Origin of the sequence: Kitasatospora sp. NBC_00374, from assembly GCF_041434935.1 — a bacterium.
In the GTDB taxonomy this organism is placed as follows: Bacteria; Actinomycetota; Actinomycetes; order Streptomycetales; family Streptomycetaceae; genus Kitasatospora.
This window is the reverse complement of sequence record NZ_CP107964.1, coordinates 2,075,978-2,094,859: the sequence shown is the minus strand read 5'-3', so window position 1 is coordinate 2,094,859 and position 18,882 is coordinate 2,075,978. Positions and strand designations below refer to the sequence as shown.

Below are 18,882 nucleotides of genomic sequence, written 5' to 3'. Positions count from 1 at the left end.
CCACGCTGTCCGGGTCGCAGTTGACCGCCGGTTAGGGGGCCGGGTTCGGCCGGGTACGGCCGGTTTCGTGGGCCCGGCGCGCGGCCGGGCAGGCGCGGTGACGGTCGGTGACGGGCGGTGGTGTCGTGCGGCACCGGGAGTGACCGGTGCCGCAGTTCGGGTGAGGGCGGGCCCCGGAGCTTCCGTCACCTCGGCCGACCCGCCGTCGAGTTCGCGTGCTCCCGACCGCGGCCGGGCAGGCCGCGGTCGGGCCGCCGTCAGGCGGCGATGCCGCAGTACTGCTGCTGCTTGCCGATCACCCGGTACATGCAGTCGGCGGTCTCCACCAGGCGCAGGACGGCCTCGCGGTTGCGGCTGGTCTCCCGTCCGATCACCTCGTCGGGCGGGTAGAAGCCGCTACTGCCGTTCGGGCCCGGGTACATCTCGAAGGTGTAGGCGAAGACCCGGTGGACGCCCCACAGCCAGTCGTCGATGGACCCGTCGGTGATGTACAGGTCGCTGGACTGCTCGGGGGTGTAGCCGTTGGTGCCGGCCATGGTGCGGCCGAGGGTGGCGAAGGTGTTGTACTCGTCCGCCGTCATGCCGGTGGTCGTGTTGGCGGTGGTCCAGCCGAACGGCCAGAGCACCAGTTGGCTGTAGGTGTGGAAGTCGATGGCGGCGGTGATCTGCTGCTTGCCGCCCACCACCCGGGTGCGGACGAAGTCGGCGACCACCTTGGTCTCCTTGGCGGACTCCGGCGCGCTGCCCCGGTAGGTCTCGCTGGAGGTGGAGCCGGAGGAACCGCCGCAGCAGCCGAACTTGTAGTTCCAGTTGCGGTTGAGGTCGGTGCCGACGCCGCTGCCGCCGGAGTTGGGCTGGCGGTCCTTGCGCCAGCTGCGGTAGCGGCCGGTCGCGATGTCGTACTCGCCGCCGTCCGGGTTGAGATCGGGCACCACCCAGATCTCCCGGCTGTTCACCGCGCCCGCGATCCGGCTGTCGGTGGCGTACTTGTCGCCGAACTCGTGCAGCAGGTAGAGGGCCATCTCGACGGTGAGGTGCTCGCGGGCGTGCTGGTGGGCGGTGAACAGCACCTCGGGCTCGTTCTCGTCGGTGCCGACGTTGTCGCTGATCTTCACGGCGACGATCGCCCGGCCCTCGTACGAGGTGCCGATGACGCGCTTGCTCATGATGTCGGGGTGCGCGGCGACCACGGCGTCGATGTCCGCGGTGGCCTCGGCGTAGTTGTGGTAGCCGGAGTCGGCCGACGGGAAGTCGGCGGGCGCGTCGACGGCCTGCGGGCTGCCGTCGGCGCCGTCCTCGCGGCCGGGCAGCGGCGCGAGGCCCCAGCCGAGCGCCCGCACCCGGGCGGCCTCGGCCGGGGTGGCGGTGACGACGACGGAGTCGGTGCGGACGGCGTCGACGGCGGCGCCGGTGGCGGCGATCGCGGAGCGGTCGGCGACGGTGTGGGGGCCCTCGACGACGTACTGCCGGGCGGTGTCGGCCGCGACGGCGGCGCTGTCGGGAGCCGCGGGGCGCGCGGCGGCCTGGGTCGTGAGGGGGGACGCGAGGGCGAGGGCCAGCAGCACGGCGGTGGCCGCGGCGGGCTTCCCTCGGCGGGGCAGTCGCATGACTGTCCTCCTGTGGGGGTCCGTAGGGGACGGAACGGGGGAGGAACTGCGGCGCGCGCCAGCATGATGGTCCGTCAATGTCATGGTTGCGTCAATAGCGCCCGTCCGGTACGTTCCTCCGGCGGTGTGACGCCGGGTCAGTGCGTGGGCCCCAGGGCCGCGTACACCAGCGACAGGGTGCCCATCGACACCAGGGTCGAGGTCAGCACGGAGTCCCGGGCCAGGGCCGTGCTCAGCCCGTACTCGCGGGCGTAGACGAAGGCGTTCTGCGCGGTCGGCAGGGCGGAGCAGAGCACCACCGCCAGCAGTTGATGCCGCGGCAGGTCCAGCAGCAGACCGCCGACGGCCAGGGCGGCCAGCGGCTGGACCAGGGTCTTCAGGACGACGGCCACGCCGACCTCGGCCCGCCCGCCCGCGCCCGCGCCGCCGCGGCCGTGCAGCGACATCCCGAGAGTGATCAGCGCGGTCGGGACGGCGGCCGCACCGAGCAGCGCGCCGGGGCGGGCCAGCGCGGCCGGCAGGTGCAGGCCCGCGGCCGAGAGCAGGGCGCCCAGCGCCGAGGCCATGATGATCGGATTGCGTACCGGCAGCATCAGCATCCGGCCGAGCCCGCCCCGGCCCCGGCCGGTGCCCGCGTCCAGCAGGGCGAGGATCACCGGGGACACCAACAGCACCTGGAACAGCAGGATCTGGGCCACGAACGAGGCGTCACCGAGAACCTGGACGGCGACCGGGATGCCCAGGTTGGCCGAGTTCACGTACCCGGCCGCCATCCCGCTGATCGCCCGGTCGGCGGGCCTGCGGTGGAACAGCCGGCGCCCGGCGAGGAAGCCCAGCCCGGTGGCGAAGACCGTCCCCGCGGCGAACGCCAGCATCGCGGTGTTCGCGAACGTGTCCAGCCGAGCCCCGGTCAGCATCGTGAACAGCGCGGCGGGCATCGCCACATGGAAGACGAACCGGCCGAGCACCGTCTCCGCCTGCTCGCCCAGCAGCCCGGTCCGTGCCACCAGATAGCCGACCGCGGTGAGCACCCAGATCGGGGCGAAACCGGACAGCAGCGACTGCATGGAACCTCGGGTCTGGATCGTCGGGCACGGGCCGCGGGCATCAGTCTGCCAGGGGCCGTACGCGTCGCCCGGGGTGGGGCCGCCCGCGACGCCCCGAACGCGCCGCGGGCGGCCCCGGCAGGTGCTGGGCACCCGCCGGAACCGCCCGTGGACGGAGTCGAAACCCTTCGCTCAGGGCAGGTTCAGCACCTGGCCCGGGCGGATCAGGTCGGGGTTGCCGACCGTGGGGTTCTGTGCGGCCAGCTGCTTCCAGCCGCCCAGCGTCAGCGAGTCCGAGATGGTGGAGAGCGTGTCGCCGGCCGCGACGGTGTAGGTGCTCGCCGGGGCGGGCACCGTGGTGGCCGCGGCCGGCGTGACGGTCGCGGTGGCCGCGGTCGTCGGCGCGGTCGCGTCCGGACCGGTCGTCGGCGCGCCGGTCGGGGAGGCGCCCGGCACCGGCAGGTCGGTGGTCGGCGCGGTGCCGGTCGGTGCCGTGCCGGTCGGCGCCGGGGTGCCCGGGGTGGTCGCGGTGGACTCCCCGGGGGCCGGGGTGGCCGGCGGGGTGACACCGGGCTGGGGCGCGGTCGTCGGCTGGCCGGTGGGCAGACCGGTCGGCTGGTCGGTCGGCAGGCCGCCGGGCAGGCCGCCCGTCAGGTCGGTCGAGGTCGGCGGGGCCGCGTCGGCGGTGCCGGGCAGGGACGGCGCCGTGGTCGCCTCGGGGGCGGTGGACGGCGTGAAGTACTGCGGCGTGGCCGCGCCGTCACCCCGGACCCGGGCGCCGGTGTTCGGCGTGGACTCGGTCGGGGTGGCGGTCGGGGCCGGGGTGGCCGCCGGCGCGGGCAGTCCGGCGGCGGGGCCGCAGGTGGGCCAGAGGCTCGGGCCGTGGCCGGCGAGCAGCCGCTCGGCGACGGCGATCTGCTGCTCGGGCGTGGCGTGGTCGGGCTGCGAGGCGAACTCGTCGCCGCCGTACGCCACCCAGGTCCGCAGGGTGAGCCCGAGTCCGCCGTAGTGCCCGGTGCCGGGGTTGCCGTTCCAGTCCGCGCCGGTCTGGCACTGGGCGACCGCCTGCCAGGTGTCGGCGGGGGCGGCGTGCGCGCCGGTCGCGGTCAGCAGCGGAAGCGCGAGGCCGACACCCGCCACACCGGCGGCCGCGACGGCCCGGTCGGCCTGGGTGGGACGGCGGTGACGCCCGGAACCCGAAAAGACCATCAGATATCCCTCTCCGCACGCCTGCGAGGTGAGCTGTCGGGTTCGGACCGGGAGGTGGCCCGGCCGCGCGCTGGGCGCGGCTTCACCCCAAGCCGAGGGGGGTCGGCGGAAAAACCTGGGTCCCCCGCCCCTGCCCAAGGTCTTTCGGTCGTCCCGTGGCGCGGTGGGCAGGGTTGGGCGTGCCGCATTCCGGGCGCCCGCAGTAGCGGGCTGCTCGGGAGATTAGAGGGATCAGCACCTGAATAACAAGCCTGCATACTGAGCATCACACAATCATCACGACACGCCCGGGGCCCTGGCCTTCCGACCCCGCCGGACCCCAGGTCGGACCCGTGGCCCGGTGGCCCCGGAGGTTCGACGGCGCACGGCCCCCGGCACTCCGACGACCAGCCCCCGAAGCCACTCCCGGCGCTCCGGACCAGGGGAGAACGGCACCGTCCCGGCCAACCCCCGGGTCGGTGATTTCGAGGCCGTACGGTCGAACCGCCGACCCCGCCGCAGTCGTCCTCCCTGGTGTGGGACCAGCTCGACCAGGGAGGCCGCCCATGTCCGTACAGTCGATCACCAGGGCGCCGGCCGCCACGGCCCGCCGCGCGCCGGCCCGCGCCGGACTGCTGCCCGGACTGGAGGCCGCGGGCTGCCGTCAGGTTGACCCGGACCTCTTCTTCGGGGTGCGCAGGCAGGACGCCGGGCCCCGGGTCGAGGCGGCCAAGCAGGTCTGCCGGCACTGCCCGGTCCGCGAGGCCTGTCTGCGCCACGCCCTGGTGCTCGGTGAGAGCGACGGCGTCTGGGGCGGGCTCACCCCGACCGAACGGCGACTGTTCGGCCACCAGCTGCGTGACCTGATCGACCTGGGCGAACAGGCCTCGCGCCGCAGTGACGCCGAGCTGATGGCGATCGGCCGCGAGCAGCGCCGGACCCGACCCGGCATCGTCCTGATCCTCACCGACCGGGGCTGGACCGAGGCCCAGCTCGCCTCCGCACTCGGCGTGGAGCCGGCCGCCGTCCGCACCGCCCGGATCGCCGCCGAGCGGATCGTCGCGCACTGCCGGGCCGTCGGCCTACGGGCCCCGACCTGGGCCCGGGTCGTCGTTCCCGTGGGGTAGCGGTCAGCCCTCGGGGCCGGCCGGCCGGTCCTGCGAAGTCCGGCCGGGGCGACTCACGGCGCCGTGAAGAACGTCGGAAAGGCGGGCGCGAGCCAGGGCTTGCGCCCCCAGGCGAGGATCCCGCCCCGGGCGATGGCCTGCAGCGGGGTGCGGCGCCCGAGGGCCATCAGGAAGAAGGTGACGGGCTCGGTGACGATCGTGCAGTCGGGCCGCCGCGGTGGCTGCTGATCGACCGTCACCGCGCCGTCGGCGACGGTGACTCCGAAGAGCCTGCCGCCGCGCACGCCGATCGCGTACCGGATGTGGCGGCCGGCGGCGGTCCGGGTGTCGACGACGCGGGGCATGGCGGTGAGGAGGAACGGGAGCGACAGGTCGACGCGTTCGCGGTCGATCATGTGCGGCTGCCCGAGGGCGCGGGCCAGGTCGTAGCCGTGCCCGAGCATGTGGGTGAGCAGGTAGGAGGCCAGCGTCGCCAGGTCCATCGGCCCCAGCGGGGTGAGGACGGGCCGGGTGCCGGGCCGGGCGGCGACGTCCTCGGCGAAGTCGCGGGTGTGCTGGACGATCGCCTCCGCGAGGACGAGCGGGTCGCGTTCGGGGTCGGCGGCGAGCGATTCGGCGTTGGCCGCCGCGAGGCTCGCGGGCGTACCGTCGCCGTACGGGCGGTCGAGGCCGCGGGCGAGGTCCGCCATCAGCCGGTTGGCCATGGCGAGGTGGGCGGCCGCCTCGCCCACGGACCACACGGCCCCGGGTATCCGAGCCGTCGCGTCGGGCCTGGTCCGGAGCGCTCGGGCGATGTCCTCGGCGGTGGCGACGGTCGCCTCGATCAGTCGCGTGCTCACGGTGGTGCCAACGGCGGGCTCGGTCATGGGGACGAAGCCTGGACCACGACCGGCCGGGCTGTCCAGAGGTCCGCCGCGGGCCGGTGGCGGGTCGGTCGGACAGGGTCGGGGCCCGAGGCGGTGATCCGGTCCCGGAGCGGACGTGCCTGGACCGGGGTGACGGCGACCGCGTACAACGAACCGCGTGCAACGAAAAATGCGAGCCGGGATCTCTCCCGACTCGCATTTCCTCCGCCGTGAACCGGCGAAGCATTCTGTGTCCGAGGGGGGACTTGAACCCCCACGCCCGATAAAGGGCACTAGCACCTCAAGCTAGCGCGTCTGCCATTCCGCCACCCGGACCGGGTGTGTTGCCTCGGGTTTCACTTTCGTTCGCCCCGCGGCGACAGAGAGAACACTACCAGGCCTGCGGAGCGCTTCTCACCTGCATATCTGTCGTCCGGCGGGGCCTCCGGAGGCGTGTTGGGATGAATCCGGACAGACCGACGCAAGGTGGACCGGGGTGCAGGTGTCGATCACCGCTCCTCGACGGTCCCGGGCAGGCCGTCGTGGGTGGCGAGAAGCCGCCGTCGACGTGACCGGTCCCGCCGGGCCGCCTTCACGATCAGTGGCAGGATCGGATCAAATCGTGCCCCTTGCACTCAGAATCTGTCGGAACAGTTCAGCCCGCGCCTAGTTCCAGTCCTAGCTTCAGCCGCTGACAGCTGGTCTCCTAGCCTCTGTGGACCAAGGGAGCCTTGAGCGGAACGCCCGATTCCCGAGAGGCCGCCGGTGGCATTGGCTGCGGTCGGTGGCAGAGCCTCCCGTCACCGTGCGAAGGGCGGCTTGACCGTGGAACAGACCAGCGAGGCGACAGGGCCTTCGATCAGATCGACCGAGGACGAGGATCCGCTTCCACCCCGCCGTACCGCGGTCGCCCCGGCCGAAGCCGCCGCGACCCCGGTCACCGGACGGCGGCCGGAGCAGGAGCCGTGCCCCGGGGTGTGGCGCTTCGCCGCGGCCACCAGTGAGGCCTCGGTGCCCCGGACCCGCCACGCGGTCCGTGACCGGCTGCTCGCCGAGGGCATGGCGGGGGAGCGCTACCAGGAGCTGATCGACGACCTGCTGCTGATCGTCTCCGAGCTCGTCGGCAACGCGGTCACCCATGCCGCGGCGCTCTCGCCGCAGGTCACCACCGAGCTGAGGATCGACGGGTCGCACGTCCGGATCGCGGTCGAGGACGGCCACCCCTACCGGCCGAAGGCGCAGGAGAGCGACCTGGGCCGGCTCGGCGGCCGGGGCCTGCTGCTGGTCAAGAGCATCACCCTGCAGGCCGGCGGGGTCTGCGACGTGGAACGGACCGAGCAGGGCGGCAAGGTCATCTGGGCCTCGCTGCCGCTGCCTCCGCTGCCGGCCGCCCCGCTGCCGTCGGCCGATCCGCCGGAGCAGGACGCGGTCGCCCTGGACGGCGGCGCCTGGCCGGTGTGAGCACCGGCCGGGCGCCGGTTCCCGTCCCCGGGGCGCGGGGCTCTACCAGTCGCGGCCGGCGATCTCCTGGATGCCGGGCAGCGCCGCCTCGAACACCGTCCGGAACCACACCGAGAACGGCTTCTCGGCCTGCAGGTCCTTGAGCTCCTGGGCCGTGACGAAGCGGGTCGAGTCGACCTCGTCCGGGTCGGGGTCCAGGTCCGCGGTGACCAGGCCGACGAAGAGGTGGTTCCACTCGCGCTCGATCAGGCCGGACGCCTCGTCGGGCAGGTCGTAGCGGACGGTCCCGGCCTCGCACAGCAGTGCGGGGGCGGCGCCGAGCTCCTCCGCGGTCCGGCGGGCGGCGGCCACGAACGGCTGCTCGCCGGGGTAGGGGTGGCCGCAGCAGGTGTTCGACCACACGCCGGGCGAGTGGTACTTGCCGAGCGCCCTGCGCTGGAGCAGCAGCCGTCCCTGCTGGTCGAAGAGGAAGACGGAGAAGGCCCGGTGCAGCCGGCCGGGCTGCTGGTGTGCCCAGAGCTTCTCGGCGGTGCCGGTGGTGACGCCCTCGTCGTCCACGAGTTCCAGCAGGATCTCCGCCCCGGGGTCGGTGCCCAGATCTCGGGCGGAGACGTCCGCGGTGAGATCCGGCCTGCTGGTCGATGGGCTCGTGGGCATGAGGCCCCTTTCGCGCGGGGACCGGAGCCGCCACCCGGGCGTGCGGGCCCGGGTCCGTCCACCCGGTCCGGTGGTCGGCTGCGCCTCGCCGGCGGTCCCCGGGAGCGCCGGGGAGCACCAGGGGCGTCGGGGCCCCAGTCTGCCGTATGGCTCACTGTCCGTGCTGGTCCGACGCACATGTGGGCCGTTACCGGGCCGTACCGGTATGGATGAATGGTGAAACTGTTCGAGCGCTGATCGAGTGTGTCGCCCGTTCGTTCACCTTCTGGCAAACCAGGTCGATTCCGCGGGGTGGGTGCAAGGGAACCCGCGGCCCGTCCGCGGCTCCTCGGCCCCCGCCGGGGACCTTGTCGCGGAGGCGGGTCGTCCGGAATGATGATCCACACGGATCCAGGCCGTCACCTGCGGGTTTTCCGGCCGCCGAGCCGCGCCCGGACGGCCGCACCCGGCCCTCACCGTGCCTTCACAGCCGTCCCGGCCGGGTGCGGGCCGGTCGTCGCGGTCGCCTACCATCACTACGACACGGTGTACCGCCTCCGGGCGGCGCCGGGGCACCGTCCCGGGGGCTGGTGCGAGGCCTCGCCGGGCAGCAGGGCCGGGCCGTGCTCCCCGCTCCCGCCGCGGTGGCCGGGTGCGCCGAGGGCAGCCGCACGTGGGTGTCCGTTGACGCCGCAGCAGCACACGACGAATCAGGAGACACCGCATGATCGGCCTCGTCCTGGCAGCCGGCGCGGGCCGCCGGCTCCGCCCGTACACCGACACCCTGCCCAAGGCCCTGGTGCCGGTCGACGGCGAGCGGACCGTGCTGGATCTCACCCTCGGGAACTTCGCCGAGGTCGGCCTGCGCGAGGCCGCCATCGTGGTGGGCTACCGCAAGGAGGCGGTCTACGACCGCAAGGACGCCCTGGAGCAGAAGTACGGCGTCCGGCTCACCCTGGTCGAGAACGACAAGGCCGAGGAGTGGAACAACGCCTACTCGCTCTGGTGCGCCCGCGACCTCTTCGCCGAGGGCCTGCTGCTGGCCAACGGCGACACCGTCCACCCGGCCTCGGTGCAGCGCACCATGCTGGACGGCAACGCCCGCCTGATCAAGGAGGGCAGCGCCCCCGGCATCCTGCTCGCCCTCGACACGGTGAAGAAGCTCGCCGACGAGGAGATGAAGGTCGTCGTCGACCCGGCCGCGGGCATGCGGCGGATCACCAAGCTGATGGAGCCCGTCGAGGCCACCGGCGAGTACATCGGCGTCACGGTCATCAACCCCTCCGCCGCCGAGGACCTGAGCGACGCGCTGCGCGCCACCTTCGAGCGCGACCCGCAGCTGTACTACGAGGACGGCTACCAGGAGATGGTCGACCGCGGCCTGCGGATCGACGTCCAGCCGATCGGCGAGGTCTCCTGGGTCGAGGTCGACAACCACGACGACCTGGCCAGGGCGCGGGAGATCGCGTGCCAGTACTGACCCGCCTGGTGCCCTCGCCGGTCTTCGTCGAGATCCGGTCGGCGGCCCTGGATGCGCTCGGCGGGATCCTCGCCGACCAGCGGCTGTCCACCTCCGGCCGGATAGCGGTGGCGATCAGCAACGGCTCCGGCGCGGTGCTCCGCGAGCGGCTGGAGCCGCTGCTGCCGGGCGCCGACTGGTACCAGGTGCCGGACGGCACGCTCGACAGCGCCGTACGGCTGGCGGACGAGATGCGGGCCGGGCACTACGACGCCATCGTCGGCCTCGGCGGCGGGAAGATCATCGACGTCGCCAAGTACGCGGCCGCCCGGGTCGGCCTGCCGCTGGTCGCGGTGGCCACCAACCTCGCGCACGACGGCATCTGCTCGCCCGTCTCGACCCTCGACAACGACGCGGGCCGCGGCTCCTACGGAGTGCCGAGCCCGATCGGCATCGTGGTCGACCTGGACGTGATCCGGCAGGCTCCGCCGCGCTTCGTGGCCTCCGGCATCGGCGACGTCATCTCCAACATCTCGGCCTGCGCCGACTGGGAGCTGTCCAACGCCGTGACCGGCGAACCGGTGGACGGACTGGCGGTCGCGATGGCCCGCGCGGCGGGCGAGAACCTGCTGCGGCACCCCGGCAGCCTGAAGGACCAGGACCTCCTGACGGCCCTCGCGGAAGCCCTGGTACTGTCCGGCATCGCGATGAACATCGCTGGCAGCACCCGGCCCTCCTCGGGGGCCTGCCACGAGATCTCGCACGCCCTGGACGTGCTGTATCCCAAGCGTTCCGCCCAGCACGGCGAGCAGGTCGGCCTCGGTGCGGCCTTCGCCTGCTTCCTGCGGGGCGAGCGCGAGCTGACCGGCCTGGTCGTGGACCGCCTGCGGAGCCACGGCCTGCCGGTGACCGCGGACGAGATCGGCTTCACCGGGGCGGAGTTCACCGAAGCGGTGCACTACGCTCCGAACACCCGTCCGGGCCGCTTCACCATCCTTGAGCACCTCGACCTCTCCCCATCAGACATCAGGGACGCGTACGCCGACTATGTCCAAGCCGTCAACAGCTGACCGCACCGCCGGCACCCCGGCCGAACAGCCCGCGGTCGACCTCACGGTCCGCCCCTCGATCGAGGAGCTGCGGGCCGTCATCCACCCGGAGGGCATGCTCCAGCGCCGCAGCGCCGAGCACTGGGCGGGCCGCCTCTACATGCGGAAGATCTCGCTGCGGATCACCCGGATCCTGTCCACCATGACGGTGATCACGCCCAACGGCCTGACCTACCTGATGATGCTCACCGGCATCCTGGCCGGCGCCGCGCTGCTGGTGCCCGGGATCACCGGAGCCGTCCTCGGCGCCCTGCTGATCCAGATCTACCTGCTGCTCGACTGCGTCGACGGCGAGGTGGCCCGCTGGCGCCGGCAGACCTCGCTGACCGGTGTCTACCTGGACCGGGTCGGCCACTACATGTCCGAGGCCGCGCTGCTCACCGGCCTCGGTCTGCGCGCCGCCGACCTGTTCCACCAGGAGGGCTCCGCCTCCCAGTGGGAGTGGGCCTTCCTCGGCACCCTCGCCGCGCTCGGCGCGATCCTGATCAAGTCGGAGACCGACCTGGTCGACGTGGCCCGGGCCCGCAGCGGCCTGACGGCCGTCGAGGACAGCGCCTCGGTGCCGCGCTCGACCGCGGTGGCCAAGGCCCGCCGGGCCGCCTCGCTGCTGAAGTTCCACCGCCTGGTCGGCGCCGTCGAGGCCTCGCTGTTCATCCTGGCCGCCGGTATCGCCGACGCGGTGCAGGGCGGGCTGTTCTTCACCCGCCTCGCGGTGGTCGTGCTGGCCGCCATCGCCATGCTGCAGACGGTCCTGCACCTGCTCAGCATCGTCCTGTCCAGCAGGCTCCGATGACGGCGGCGGACGGCTTCCGGCTGGGCGCCGTCATCATCACCATGGGCAACCGCCCGGCGGAGCTGAACGCGCTGATCGACTCGGTCCGGGCCCAGCAGGGCCCCGAGGTCGAGCTCGCCGTGGTCGGCAACGGCGCTCCCCTGCCGCCGCTGCCGGAGGGTGTGCGCAGCGTCGAGCTGCCCGAGAACCTGGGCATCCCGGGCGGGCGCAACGTCGGTATCGAGCTGTTCGGCCAGGACGGGCGGGACGTCGACGCCGTGCTCTTCCTGGACGACGACGGCTCGCTGCCGCTGCAGGACTCGGCCCGGCTGCTGCGGGAGGCCTTCACGGCCGACCCGAAGCTGGGCATCGTCTCGTTCCGGATCGCCGACCCGGACACCGGGGTCACCCAGCGCCGCCACGTCCCCCGGCTGCGCGCCAGCGACCCGCTGCACTCCTCCCCGGTGACCACCTTCCTCGGCGGTGCGAGCGCTGTGCGCAGCGAGGTGTTCAGCACGGCGGGCCAGCTGCCGGCGGACTTCTTCTACGCGCACGAGGAGACCGACCTGGCCTGGCGCGCCCTGGACGCCGGCTGGTCGATCGACTACCGCGCGGACATCGTGCTGCACCACCCGACGACCTCGCCGGGCCGGCACGCCACGTACCTGCACAACGTCGCCCGCAACCGGGTCTGGCTGGCCCGACGGAACCTTCCGGCGCTGCTGGTGCCTCTCTACTTGGGAACCTGGTTCCTGCTCACGCTGGCCCGCCGTCCGTCCGGTGACGCGGTCAAGGCCTGGGTGGGCGGGTTCCGGGCCGGATGGCGGGAACCCTGCGGGCCTCGCCGTCCGATGCGATGGCGTACTGTATGGCGATTGACCAGGTTGGGCAGACCGCCAGTCATCTGATCGCAGCAGCCGGCAGCCCCCTGCTGCCGGCCGGAATATCCCCCGTGATCCCAGAGGGTCCGCCCGGTTCCCCATCGTTCCCCCGGGGGCGAGCCGGCGTCCTGATCCATGAAGGATGAATGTGTCGACAGTGAGTGACTCCGTGAGCCTCTCCACTCCCGTGGGGGCTGATGCGGGTCTGACCCCCAAGCAGCTCGCGGCCAAGTACGGCCTTGAGGTGAGCGGCAAGCGGCCCGGTCTGATCCAGTACGTAAAGCAGCTGTGGGCGCGGCGCCACTTCATCGTGGCCTTCGCCACCGCGCGCCTGGTGGCCCAGTACACGACCGCCAAGCTTGGCCAGGTCTGGCAGGTGCTCACGCCACTGCTGAACTGTGCCGTGTTCTACCTGGTCTTCGGTGTGATCCTGAAGAGCCGGGAGACGGTGCCGGTCTACATCGCGTGGCTGTGCGTCGGCGTCTTCGTCTTCCAGTTCTCGCAGAGCGCCATCCAGTCCGGCACCCGCTCGATCTCCGACAACCTCGGGCTGATCCGGGCGCTGCACTTCCCGCGTGCGTCGATGCCGGTCGCGTTCACCGTCATCCAGCTGCAGCAGCTGCTGATCTCGATGGTCGTGCTGGTCGCGATCGTCCTGCTGAGCGGCATCACGCCCGGCCCCACCTGGCTGCTGATCATCCCCGCGCTGCTGCTGCAGTGCGGCTTCAACACCGGGCTCGCCCTGGTGATGGCGCGGGTCGGTTCCAAGGCCTCGGACATCTCCCAGCTGATGCCGTTCATCCTCCGTACCTGGATGTACGTCTCCGGCGTGATGTACAGCGTGCAGGCGCAGATCGCGAACTACCCCCCGTTCGTCCGGACGATCACCGAGCTCAACCCGGCGTCGGTCTACATGGACCTGATGCGCTACGCGTTCATGCCGGAGAGCTTCAGCCCGAAGGCCTACCCCGGCGGCCTCAACGCCGCAGGGGAGGCCCAGCCGCACTGGCTGACGCTCCCGAACCACGTGTGGATGATCGCCGTCGCCTGGGCCGTCTTCGCCTTCGTGCTCGGCTTTGTGTTCTTCTGGAAGGCGGAGGAGGAGTACGGCCGTGGCTGACATCGCGACGAACATCAAGGAGGTGCCGGTGGCCGCACAGACCGCCAAGGTGCCGACCGTGGTCGTGGACGACGTGCACATCGTCTACAAGGTGCACGGCGCGGGCGCCGGCAAGGGCAGCGCGACCTCCGCGCTGAGCCGCCTGGTCTCCCGGAAGAAGTCGCCCTCGATCCGCGAGGTGCACGCGGTGCGGGGCATCAGCTTCACCGCGTACAAGGGCGAGGCGATCGGCCTGATCGGGTCGAACGGCTCCGGCAAGTCGACCATGCTGGCGGCCATCGCGGGCCTGCTGCCGACCGAGCGCGGCGGCATCTACACCAACGGCCAGCCGTCCCTGCTGGGCGTCAACGCCGCGCTGATGAACGACCTCACCGGCGAGCGCAACGTGGTGCTGGGCTGCCTGGCGATGGGCATGACCAAGGAGGAGGTGCGCAGCCGGTACCAGGAGATCGTCGACTTCTCGGGCATCAACGACAAGGGCGACTTCATCTCGCTGCCGATGCGTACGTACTCCTCGGGAATGGGCGCCCGCCTGCGGTTCTCCATCGCGGCGGCCAAGACCCACGACGTGCTGCTGATCGACGAGGCGCTGGCCACCGGCGACCAGGCGTTCCAGCAGCGGAGCAAGGAGCGGATCAACCAGCTCCGCGGGGCCGCAGGCACGGTGTTCCTGGTCAGCCACGACAACAACTCGATCCGCGAGGTCTGCGAGCGGACCATCTGGATCGAGCACGGCGAGCTGGTCATGGACGGTCTGACCGAGGACGTGGTCTCCGCCTACGAGCGGGGCGAGCGCCCCTGACCGCCCGCGCACGACATGCGGGGGCCGGTACCGGGAGTACTCCCGGCACCGGCCCTCCGTCGTGTACGGGCGCTCTTCCCCGGGTGGCCGGGGACTGCAAGGCTGGAGCCGGACCGGGGACGTCCCCCGACTCGGTGGGTGAGGCGTGTCCGAGGCGGGCCGACGGGGTCGGCCGGTGTACAACGGGGGAGTGACGGCAGTGGCGGCTTCAGCTAAATCAGATAACCCGACTGATGGTGGGGTGGCGGACGGCACCCTCGGCAAGGCCGACCTGGAGAACTTCCCGGTGGCCCCGGGCTTCCTGCCCGCGGCCTGGCGCGCCGACCTGATGGCGGTCTACGGCTTCGCCCGCCTGGTCGACGACGCCGGCGACGGCGACCTCGCCGACCCGGCCGGGACGGCCCGCCTGCTGGGCGTGGAGAGCGCTCCCGCGGACCTCGGCTTCCGGCCGGCCCTGCTGGACGGCCTGGAGCGCGATCTGGACCGCGTCTTCGAGTCCGCCCTGCGCCCGGACCGGGACGCCGGGCCGCGCCACCCGCTGATGCGCGCCCTCGTCCCGGTCGTGGACCGGCACGGACTGACCCCCGAGCCGTTCCGCCGTCTGATCGAGGCCAACCGGGTGGACCAGACCGCCACCCGCTACCCGACCTACCGGGACCTGCTCGACTACTGCACGCTCTCCGCCGACCCGGTCGGCCGCCTGGTGCTGGCCATCGCCGGCCGCTCCACCCCGGACCGGATCACCCGTTCGGACCAGATCTGCACCGCGCTCCAGATCATCGAGCACCTCCAGGACGTGGCCGAGGACCTGGGACGCGGCCGGATCTACCTCCCGGCCGAGGACCTGGCGCGCTTCCAGGTCACCGAGGCCGACCTCGCCGCGCCCACCGCCGGCCCCCGGGTCCGCGAGCTGATCGCCTTCGAGGCCGCCCGGGCGCGGACCCTGCTCGATCACGGGGCGCCGCTGGTGGGTACGGTTCGAGGAAGGCTCCGACTGCTGTTGGCGGGATTCACCGCCGGAGGGTACGCGGCCCTGTCGGCCATCGAGGCCGCCGGGTACGACGTACTGGCTCAGCAGGCCAAGCCCGACAAGCGCCGCCTCGCAGTGAAGGCGGCGGCACTCTTCGCGAAGGGAAGGTGAGTGCCCTAGTGGGGGCATCACCACTGGCCTCGGCGCCGGTCATGGCCGCCTATCGGTACTGCGAGGCGGTCACCGCCCTGCAGGCCCGCAACTTCAGCTACGGCATCCGGCTGCTGCCCGAGTCCAAGCGGCTCGCCATGTCGGCGCTGTACGCGCTGGCCCGCCGGGTCGACGACATCGGGGACGGCGAGCTGCCGCCCGAGCGCAAGACCGAACAGCTCGGGCAGACCCGGGCCCTGCTGGACCAGATCAGGGCCGGCGCGGTCTCCGAGGAGGACACCGACCCGATCAAGGTCGCGCTGGCCGACGCGGCCCGGCGCTTCCCGATCCCGCTCGGCGGCTTCGACGAGCTGATCGACGGTGTCGAGATGGACCTCAAGGGCGTCGAGTACCAGACCTTCGACGACCTCAAGACCTACTGCCGCTGCGTGGCCGGCTCGATCGGCCGGCTCTCGCTCGGCGTGTACGGCTGCGAGGACCCGGAGCTCGGCGAGCGCTACGCCGACACCCTGGGGCTGGCCCTGCAGCTCACCAACATCCTGCGCGACCTGCGCGAGGACGCCCTCAACGGCCGCACCTACCTGCCCTCCGAGGACCTGGCCCGGTTCGGCTGCGAGCAGGGTTTCGCACTGCCCGAGCTGCCCGCCTCGGCCGACTTCACCGGGCTGGTCGCGTTCGAGGCGGAGCGCGCCCAGCGGGCGTTCGAGGAGGGCCTGCGGCTGCTGCCGATGCTCGACCGCCGCAGCCGGGCCTGCACCGCCGCGATGGCCGGGATCTACCACCGGCTGCTCGGCCGGATCGCCGCCGAGCCGGAGTCGGTGCTGCGCGGCCGGGTCTCGCTGCCCGGCTGGCAGAAGGCATACGTGGCACTGTCCGGGCTCGCCGGAGGGCGTTCTTGATTCTCTCGCCAGTTATGTCACGCTGTGTCAGCAGAAATGCACACGCGGCAGGGAGAGCGTTGTCCAGCGCCGGGCGACGGAAGGACCACAACCATGGGGGGAGAGGCTGATGTCGGCACGGGTTCCGGCTCCACAGCCCTCCGCCCTGGTGGTCGGCGGCGGGCTGGCGGGCATCACCGCCGCGCTGCGGCTGGCCGAGGCCGGCCGCCGGGTCACCCTGCTGGAGGCCCGGCCCCGGCTCGGCGGGCTGGCCTTCTCGTTCCGCCGCGGTGAGCTGACCGTCGACAACGGGCAGCACGTCTTCCTCCGCTGCTGCACCGCCTACCGGGGACTGATCGACCGGCTGGGTGCGGGCCGTCTGGTGGATCTTCAGCCGCGCCTGGACGTCCCGGTGCTCGGCGTCGGCGCCGACGGCTCGCGGACCCTCGGCCGGCTGAAGCGGGCCGGCCTGCCCGTCCCGCTGCACCTGGCCGGCAGCCTCGCCGGTTACCCGCACCTCGGCCCGGCCGACCGCCTGCGGGTCGTCCGGGCCGCGCTCGCCCTCAAGGCCCTCGACCTGGCCGACCCGGCGCTGGACCGGATCTCGTTCGGTGACTGGCTGCGCCGGCACGGCCAGACCCCGGCCACCCTGGCCGCGATGTGGGACCTGGTCGGCGTCGCCACCCTGAACGCCACCGCCGACCAGACCTCGCTGGCACTGGCCGCCATGGTCTTCAAGACCGGCCTGCTCTCCGACCCGGGCGCCTCCGACATCGGCATGGCGAACGTCCCGCTCGGCGCGATCCACCACGACGCGGCCCTCGCCGAGCTGGAGCGGGCCGGCGTACGGGTGCTGCTTCGGGCGCGCGCCGCCGAACTCAAGCCTGCGGACCAGCACGCCGTGCGCCTGGAGAGCGGCGAGCTGCTCACCGCCGACACGGTGGTGCTGGCCGGCGCCCAGGACGCCGCGGCGGCCCTGCTGCCGCCCGGTGCGATCGAGGCGCAGCACCGGCTCACCGAGCTCGGCACCGCGCCGATCCTCAACGTGCACGTGGTCTACGACCGCAAGCTGCTGCGCAAGCCGTTCTTCGCCGCGCTCGGCTCCCCGGTCCAGTGGGTGTTCGACCGGACGGCCCACTCGGGCCTCGCGGTGCCCGGAGCCCAGTACCTGGCGCTGTCCCAGTCGGCCGTCCAGGACGAGATCGACCTGCCGGTGGCCGAGCTGCGCGAGCGCTACCTGCCCGAGCTGGAACGCCTGCTGCCGGCCGCACGCGGGGCCCGGGTGCTGGACTTCTTCGTGACGAGGGAGCGCACCGCGACCTTCGACCCGGCCCCGGGCACCGCCGCCCTGCGGCCCGCCGCGCGGACCGACCTGCCGGGCGTGCTGCTCGCCGGGTCGTGGACGGCCACCGGGTGGCCCGCGACCATGGAGAGCGCCGTCCGCAGCGGCCACGCCGCGGCCGACGCCGCGCTGGCCGGATCCACGCCGCCCGGGGCCGGCCGGCTGCCGGTCGACCGCGGCGACGGGCGGTGGCCGCGGTGACGGCCCGCCCCACCACCACCGACATCGCACCAGACCGGCCGTCCAGTTCGGCCGGGTTCACGCAGGGAGAGGGAACGCACGTGGAGGCACGCACCGGCTCGATCGGTCAGGCGGCGGGGTCCGCACCGGTCAAGGACGCCCCTTCGGTGGTCGAGCTGCTGGCCCGCGGCCGGAGCCTGTGCACCCCGCCGCTGCGCTCCACCGTCGCCCGTTTGGCCGCACCGATGGACACCGTCGCGGCGTACCACTTCGGCTGGATCGACCGGGACGGCCGACCGGCCGCCGGGGACGGCGGCAAGGCCGTGCGCCCCGCGCTGGCCCTGCTGTCGGCCGAGGCGGCCGGGGCTCCGGCGGAGTACGGGGTGCCCGGTGGCGTCTCCGTTGAGCTGGTGCACAACTTTTCGCTGCTCCATGATGATCTGATGGACGGTGACGAGTTCCGGCGGCACCGGGCGACGGCGTGGACGGTCTTCGGCCCGGCCCAGGCGATCCTGGTCGGCGACGCGCTGGCCACGCTGGGCACCGAGGTGCTGCTGGACGCCGCGGTCACCGGGAAGGCCACCGCCACCGACGCCGCCCGCGCCGTACGCCTGGTCACCACCGCCACCCGCAAGCTGATCGACGGCCAGGCCCAGGACCTCTCCTTCGAGCACCGCGACGTGGTCACCGTCGAGGAGTGCCTGGAGATGGAGGGCAACAAGACCGGCGCCCTGCTCGCCGCCTCCGCCGCCGTCGGCGCGGTGCTGGCCGGCGCGGACGACCGGGTCTCGGACGCGCTCCAGCGCTACGGTCACCACCTGGGCCTCGCCTTCCAGGCCGTCGACGACCTGCTCGGCATCTGGGGCGCCACCGAGGTCACCGGCAAGCCGCACTGGGGCGACCTTCGCCAGCGCAAGAAGTCGCTGCCGGTGGCCGCCGCGCTGGCCGACGGCGGCGAGGCCTCCCGGCTGCTGGCCGAGCAGCTCGCCGACCCCAAGGGCCGGGGCGAGGAGAGCGAGCCGGTGCTCGCCGCCCGCGCGGCCCTGATCGAACAGGCCGGCGGCCGCGCCTGGACCCAGGACGAGGCCCGCCGCCAGTACGAGACAGCCCTCGCCGCTCTGGACGAGGTGCCGATGGCCCACACGGTGCGCGAGCACTTCGTGGCACTCGCCGAATTCGTGGTGGTACGAGAGAGGTGACGTCAAGGTGACAGCAACCGCGGGCGGCCGGCTCGACCCCGAGTACGATCCCGAGCCGGCCGCGGTGGGTGCCCGCCCGCCGGTGCCCG

General features: G+C 73.0%; 17 protein-coding genes, 1 tRNA gene, 1 pseudogene and 1 riboswitch. Of the genes and pseudogenes, 13 read left to right on the top strand and 6 right to left on the bottom strand.

Annotation, left to right across the window (positions count from 1 at the left end):
• Nucleotides 1–257 precede the first annotated feature (257 nt).
• The 3 genes from OG871_RS09310 to OG871_RS09300 form a co-directional block, all read right to left on the bottom strand.
• Nucleotides 258–1,607 (bottom strand): M14 family metallopeptidase, encoded by a 1,350-nt coding sequence (locus OG871_RS09310; protein ID WP_371495825.1) that lies wholly within the window; start codon nucleotides 1,605–1,607, stop codon nucleotides 258–260.
• A 137-nt stretch (nucleotides 1,608–1,744) separates the two neighbouring features.
• On the bottom strand, nucleotides 1,745–2,674 hold the full coding sequence (locus OG871_RS09305) for an AEC family transporter (protein ID WP_371495823.1): 930 nt from the start codon (nucleotides 2,672–2,674) through the stop codon (nucleotides 1,745–1,747).
• A 171-nt stretch (nucleotides 2,675–2,845) separates the two neighbouring features.
• Nucleotides 2,846–3,862, bottom strand: coding sequence for a transglycosylase family protein (locus tag OG871_RS09300; protein ID WP_371495821.1), 1,017 nt, complete (start codon nucleotides 3,860–3,862; stop codon nucleotides 2,846–2,848).
• Nucleotides 3,863–3,866: 4 nt separating this feature from the next.
• Nucleotides 3,867–4,019: riboswitch (cyclic di-AMP (ydaO/yuaA leader) on the bottom strand.
• 388 nt (nucleotides 4,020–4,407) lie between these two features.
• Here OG871_RS09300 and OG871_RS09295 point away from each other — a divergent pair.
• Complete coding sequence (locus tag OG871_RS09295) at nucleotides 4,408–4,968, top strand: WhiB family transcriptional regulator (protein WP_371495819.1); 561 nt, start codon at nucleotides 4,408–4,410, stop codon at nucleotides 4,966–4,968.
• Nucleotides 4,969–5,021: 53 nt separating this feature from the next.
• Here the strand turns inward: OG871_RS09295 and OG871_RS09290 are convergent, their stop codons facing one another.
• Both OG871_RS09290 and OG871_RS09285 read right to left on the bottom strand, forming a co-directional pair.
• Nucleotides 5,022–5,834 carry a maleylpyruvate isomerase family mycothiol-dependent enzyme gene (locus OG871_RS09290; protein WP_371495817.1) on the bottom strand — a complete coding sequence of 271 codons (813 nt, stop codon included), beginning with the start codon at nucleotides 5,832–5,834 and terminating at the stop codon, nucleotides 5,022–5,024.
• Between the two features lie 230 nt (nucleotides 5,835–6,064).
• Nucleotides 6,065–6,149: transfer RNA gene (locus OG871_RS09285), tRNA-Leu, on the bottom strand.
• Between the two features lie 489 nt (nucleotides 6,150–6,638).
• Between OG871_RS09285 and OG871_RS09280 the strand changes: the two genes are divergently transcribed.
• On the top strand, nucleotides 6,639–7,274 hold the full coding sequence (locus OG871_RS09280) for an ATP-binding protein (RefSeq protein ID WP_371495815.1): 636 nt from the start codon (nucleotides 6,639–6,641) through the stop codon (nucleotides 7,272–7,274).
• 42 nt (nucleotides 7,275–7,316) lie between these two features.
• On the opposite strand, the gene idi is transcribed toward OG871_RS09280, so the two are convergent.
• Nucleotides 7,317–7,931 (bottom strand): isopentenyl-diphosphate Delta-isomerase, encoded by a 615-nt coding sequence (gene idi, locus OG871_RS09275; RefSeq protein WP_371495813.1) that lies wholly within the window; start codon nucleotides 7,929–7,931, stop codon nucleotides 7,317–7,319.
• Between the two features lie 372 nt (nucleotides 7,932–8,303).
• Here idi and OG871_RS09270 point away from each other — a divergent pair.
• The 11 genes and pseudogenes from OG871_RS09270 to OG871_RS09220 all read left to right on the top strand — a co-directional run.
• A pseudogene (locus OG871_RS09270) lies at nucleotides 8,304–8,483 on the top strand (DUF5941 domain-containing protein); the annotation flags it as partial.
• A 151-nt stretch (nucleotides 8,484–8,634) separates the two neighbouring features.
• Nucleotides 8,635–9,390 carry a sugar phosphate nucleotidyltransferase gene (locus tag OG871_RS09265; RefSeq protein ID WP_371495811.1) on the top strand — a complete coding sequence of 252 codons (756 nt, stop codon included), beginning with the start codon at nucleotides 8,635–8,637 and terminating at the stop codon, nucleotides 9,388–9,390.
• Complete coding sequence (locus OG871_RS09260; RefSeq protein ID WP_371503254.1) at nucleotides 9,378–10,439, top strand: iron-containing alcohol dehydrogenase family protein; 1,062 nt, start codon at nucleotides 9,378–9,380, stop codon at nucleotides 10,437–10,439. The genes OG871_RS09265 and OG871_RS09260 overlap by 13 nt, the downstream gene beginning before the upstream one ends.
• Nucleotides 10,440–10,533: 94 nt before the next feature.
• Complete coding sequence (locus OG871_RS09255) at nucleotides 10,534–11,271, top strand: CDP-alcohol phosphatidyltransferase family protein (protein WP_371503253.1); 738 nt, start codon at nucleotides 10,534–10,536, stop codon at nucleotides 11,269–11,271.
• Entirely contained in the window at nucleotides 11,268–12,158 is an 891-nt protein-coding gene (locus tag OG871_RS09250) for a glycosyltransferase family 2 protein (protein ID WP_371495809.1), read from the top strand. Before OG871_RS09255 ends, OG871_RS09250 begins: the two co-directional genes overlap by 4 nt.
• A 115-nt stretch (nucleotides 12,159–12,273) precedes the next feature.
• The gene (locus OG871_RS09245; protein ID WP_371495807.1) at nucleotides 12,274–13,251 is read left to right on the top strand and encodes an ABC transporter permease; all 978 of its coding nucleotides are present in this window, start codon (nucleotides 12,274–12,276) and stop codon (nucleotides 13,249–13,251) included.
• The gene (locus OG871_RS09240) at nucleotides 13,244–14,053 is read left to right on the top strand and encodes an ABC transporter ATP-binding protein (protein ID WP_371495805.1); all 810 of its coding nucleotides are present in this window, start codon (nucleotides 13,244–13,246) and stop codon (nucleotides 14,051–14,053) included. Before OG871_RS09245 ends, OG871_RS09240 begins: the two co-directional genes overlap by 8 nt.
• Nucleotides 14,054–14,294: 241 nt before the next feature.
• Entirely contained in the window at nucleotides 14,295–15,194 is a 900-nt protein-coding gene (gene hpnC / locus OG871_RS09235; protein WP_371495804.1) for a squalene synthase HpnC, read from the top strand.
• Nucleotides 15,195–15,235: 41 nt separating this feature from the next.
• Complete coding sequence (gene hpnD / locus OG871_RS09230) at nucleotides 15,236–16,093, top strand: presqualene diphosphate synthase HpnD (RefSeq protein WP_371495802.1); 858 nt, start codon at nucleotides 15,236–15,238, stop codon at nucleotides 16,091–16,093.
• A 109-nt stretch (nucleotides 16,094–16,202) separates the two neighbouring features.
• Nucleotides 16,203–17,615 carry a hydroxysqualene dehydroxylase HpnE gene (gene hpnE / locus OG871_RS09225; RefSeq protein WP_371495800.1) on the top strand — a complete coding sequence of 471 codons (1,413 nt, stop codon included), beginning with the start codon at nucleotides 16,203–16,205 and terminating at the stop codon, nucleotides 17,613–17,615.
• Nucleotides 17,616–17,695: 80 nt separating this feature from the next.
• Nucleotides 17,696–18,793 carry a polyprenyl synthetase family protein gene (locus OG871_RS09220; RefSeq protein WP_371495798.1) on the top strand — a complete coding sequence of 366 codons (1,098 nt, stop codon included), beginning with the start codon at nucleotides 17,696–17,698 and terminating at the stop codon, nucleotides 18,791–18,793.
• Nucleotides 18,794–18,882: the final 89 nt, after the last annotated feature.

Coding starts and splice junctions, on each gene's coding strand:
- OG871_RS09305 (WP_371495823.1), bottom strand. CDS start 2,674: ATGCAGTCGCTGCTGTCCGGTTTCGCCCCGATCTGGGTGCTCACCGCG.
- OG871_RS09310 (WP_371495825.1), bottom strand. CDS start 1,607: ATGCGACTGCCCCGCCGAGGGAAGCCCGCCGCGGCCACCGCCGTGCTG.
- OG871_RS09255 (WP_371503253.1), top strand. CDS start 10,534: ATGCTCCAGCGCCGCAGCGCCGAGCACTGGGCGGGCCGCCTCTACATG.
- OG871_RS09250 (WP_371495809.1), top strand. CDS start 11,268: ATGACGGCGGCGGACGGCTTCCGGCTGGGCGCCGTCATCATCACCATG.
- OG871_RS09245 (WP_371495807.1), top strand. CDS start 12,274: ATGAATGTGTCGACAGTGAGTGACTCCGTGAGCCTCTCCACTCCCGTG.
- OG871_RS09295 (WP_371495819.1), top strand. CDS start 4,408: ATGTCCGTACAGTCGATCACCAGGGCGCCGGCCGCCACGGCCCGCCGC.
- idi (WP_371495813.1), bottom strand. CDS start 7,931: ATGCCCACGAGCCCATCGACCAGCAGGCCGGATCTCACCGCGGACGTC.
- OG871_RS09300 (WP_371495821.1), bottom strand. CDS start 3,862: ATGGTCTTTTCGGGTTCCGGGCGTCACCGCCGTCCCACCCAGGCCGAC.
- hpnE (WP_371495800.1), top strand. CDS start 16,203: ATGTCGGCACGGGTTCCGGCTCCACAGCCCTCCGCCCTGGTGGTCGGC.
- hpnD (WP_371495802.1), top strand. CDS start 15,236: ATGGCCGCCTATCGGTACTGCGAGGCGGTCACCGCCCTGCAGGCCCGC.
- OG871_RS09290 (WP_371495817.1), bottom strand. CDS start 5,834: ATGACCGAGCCCGCCGTTGGCACCACCGTGAGCACGCGACTGATCGAG.
- OG871_RS09265 (WP_371495811.1), top strand. CDS start 8,635: ATGATCGGCCTCGTCCTGGCAGCCGGCGCGGGCCGCCGGCTCCGCCCG.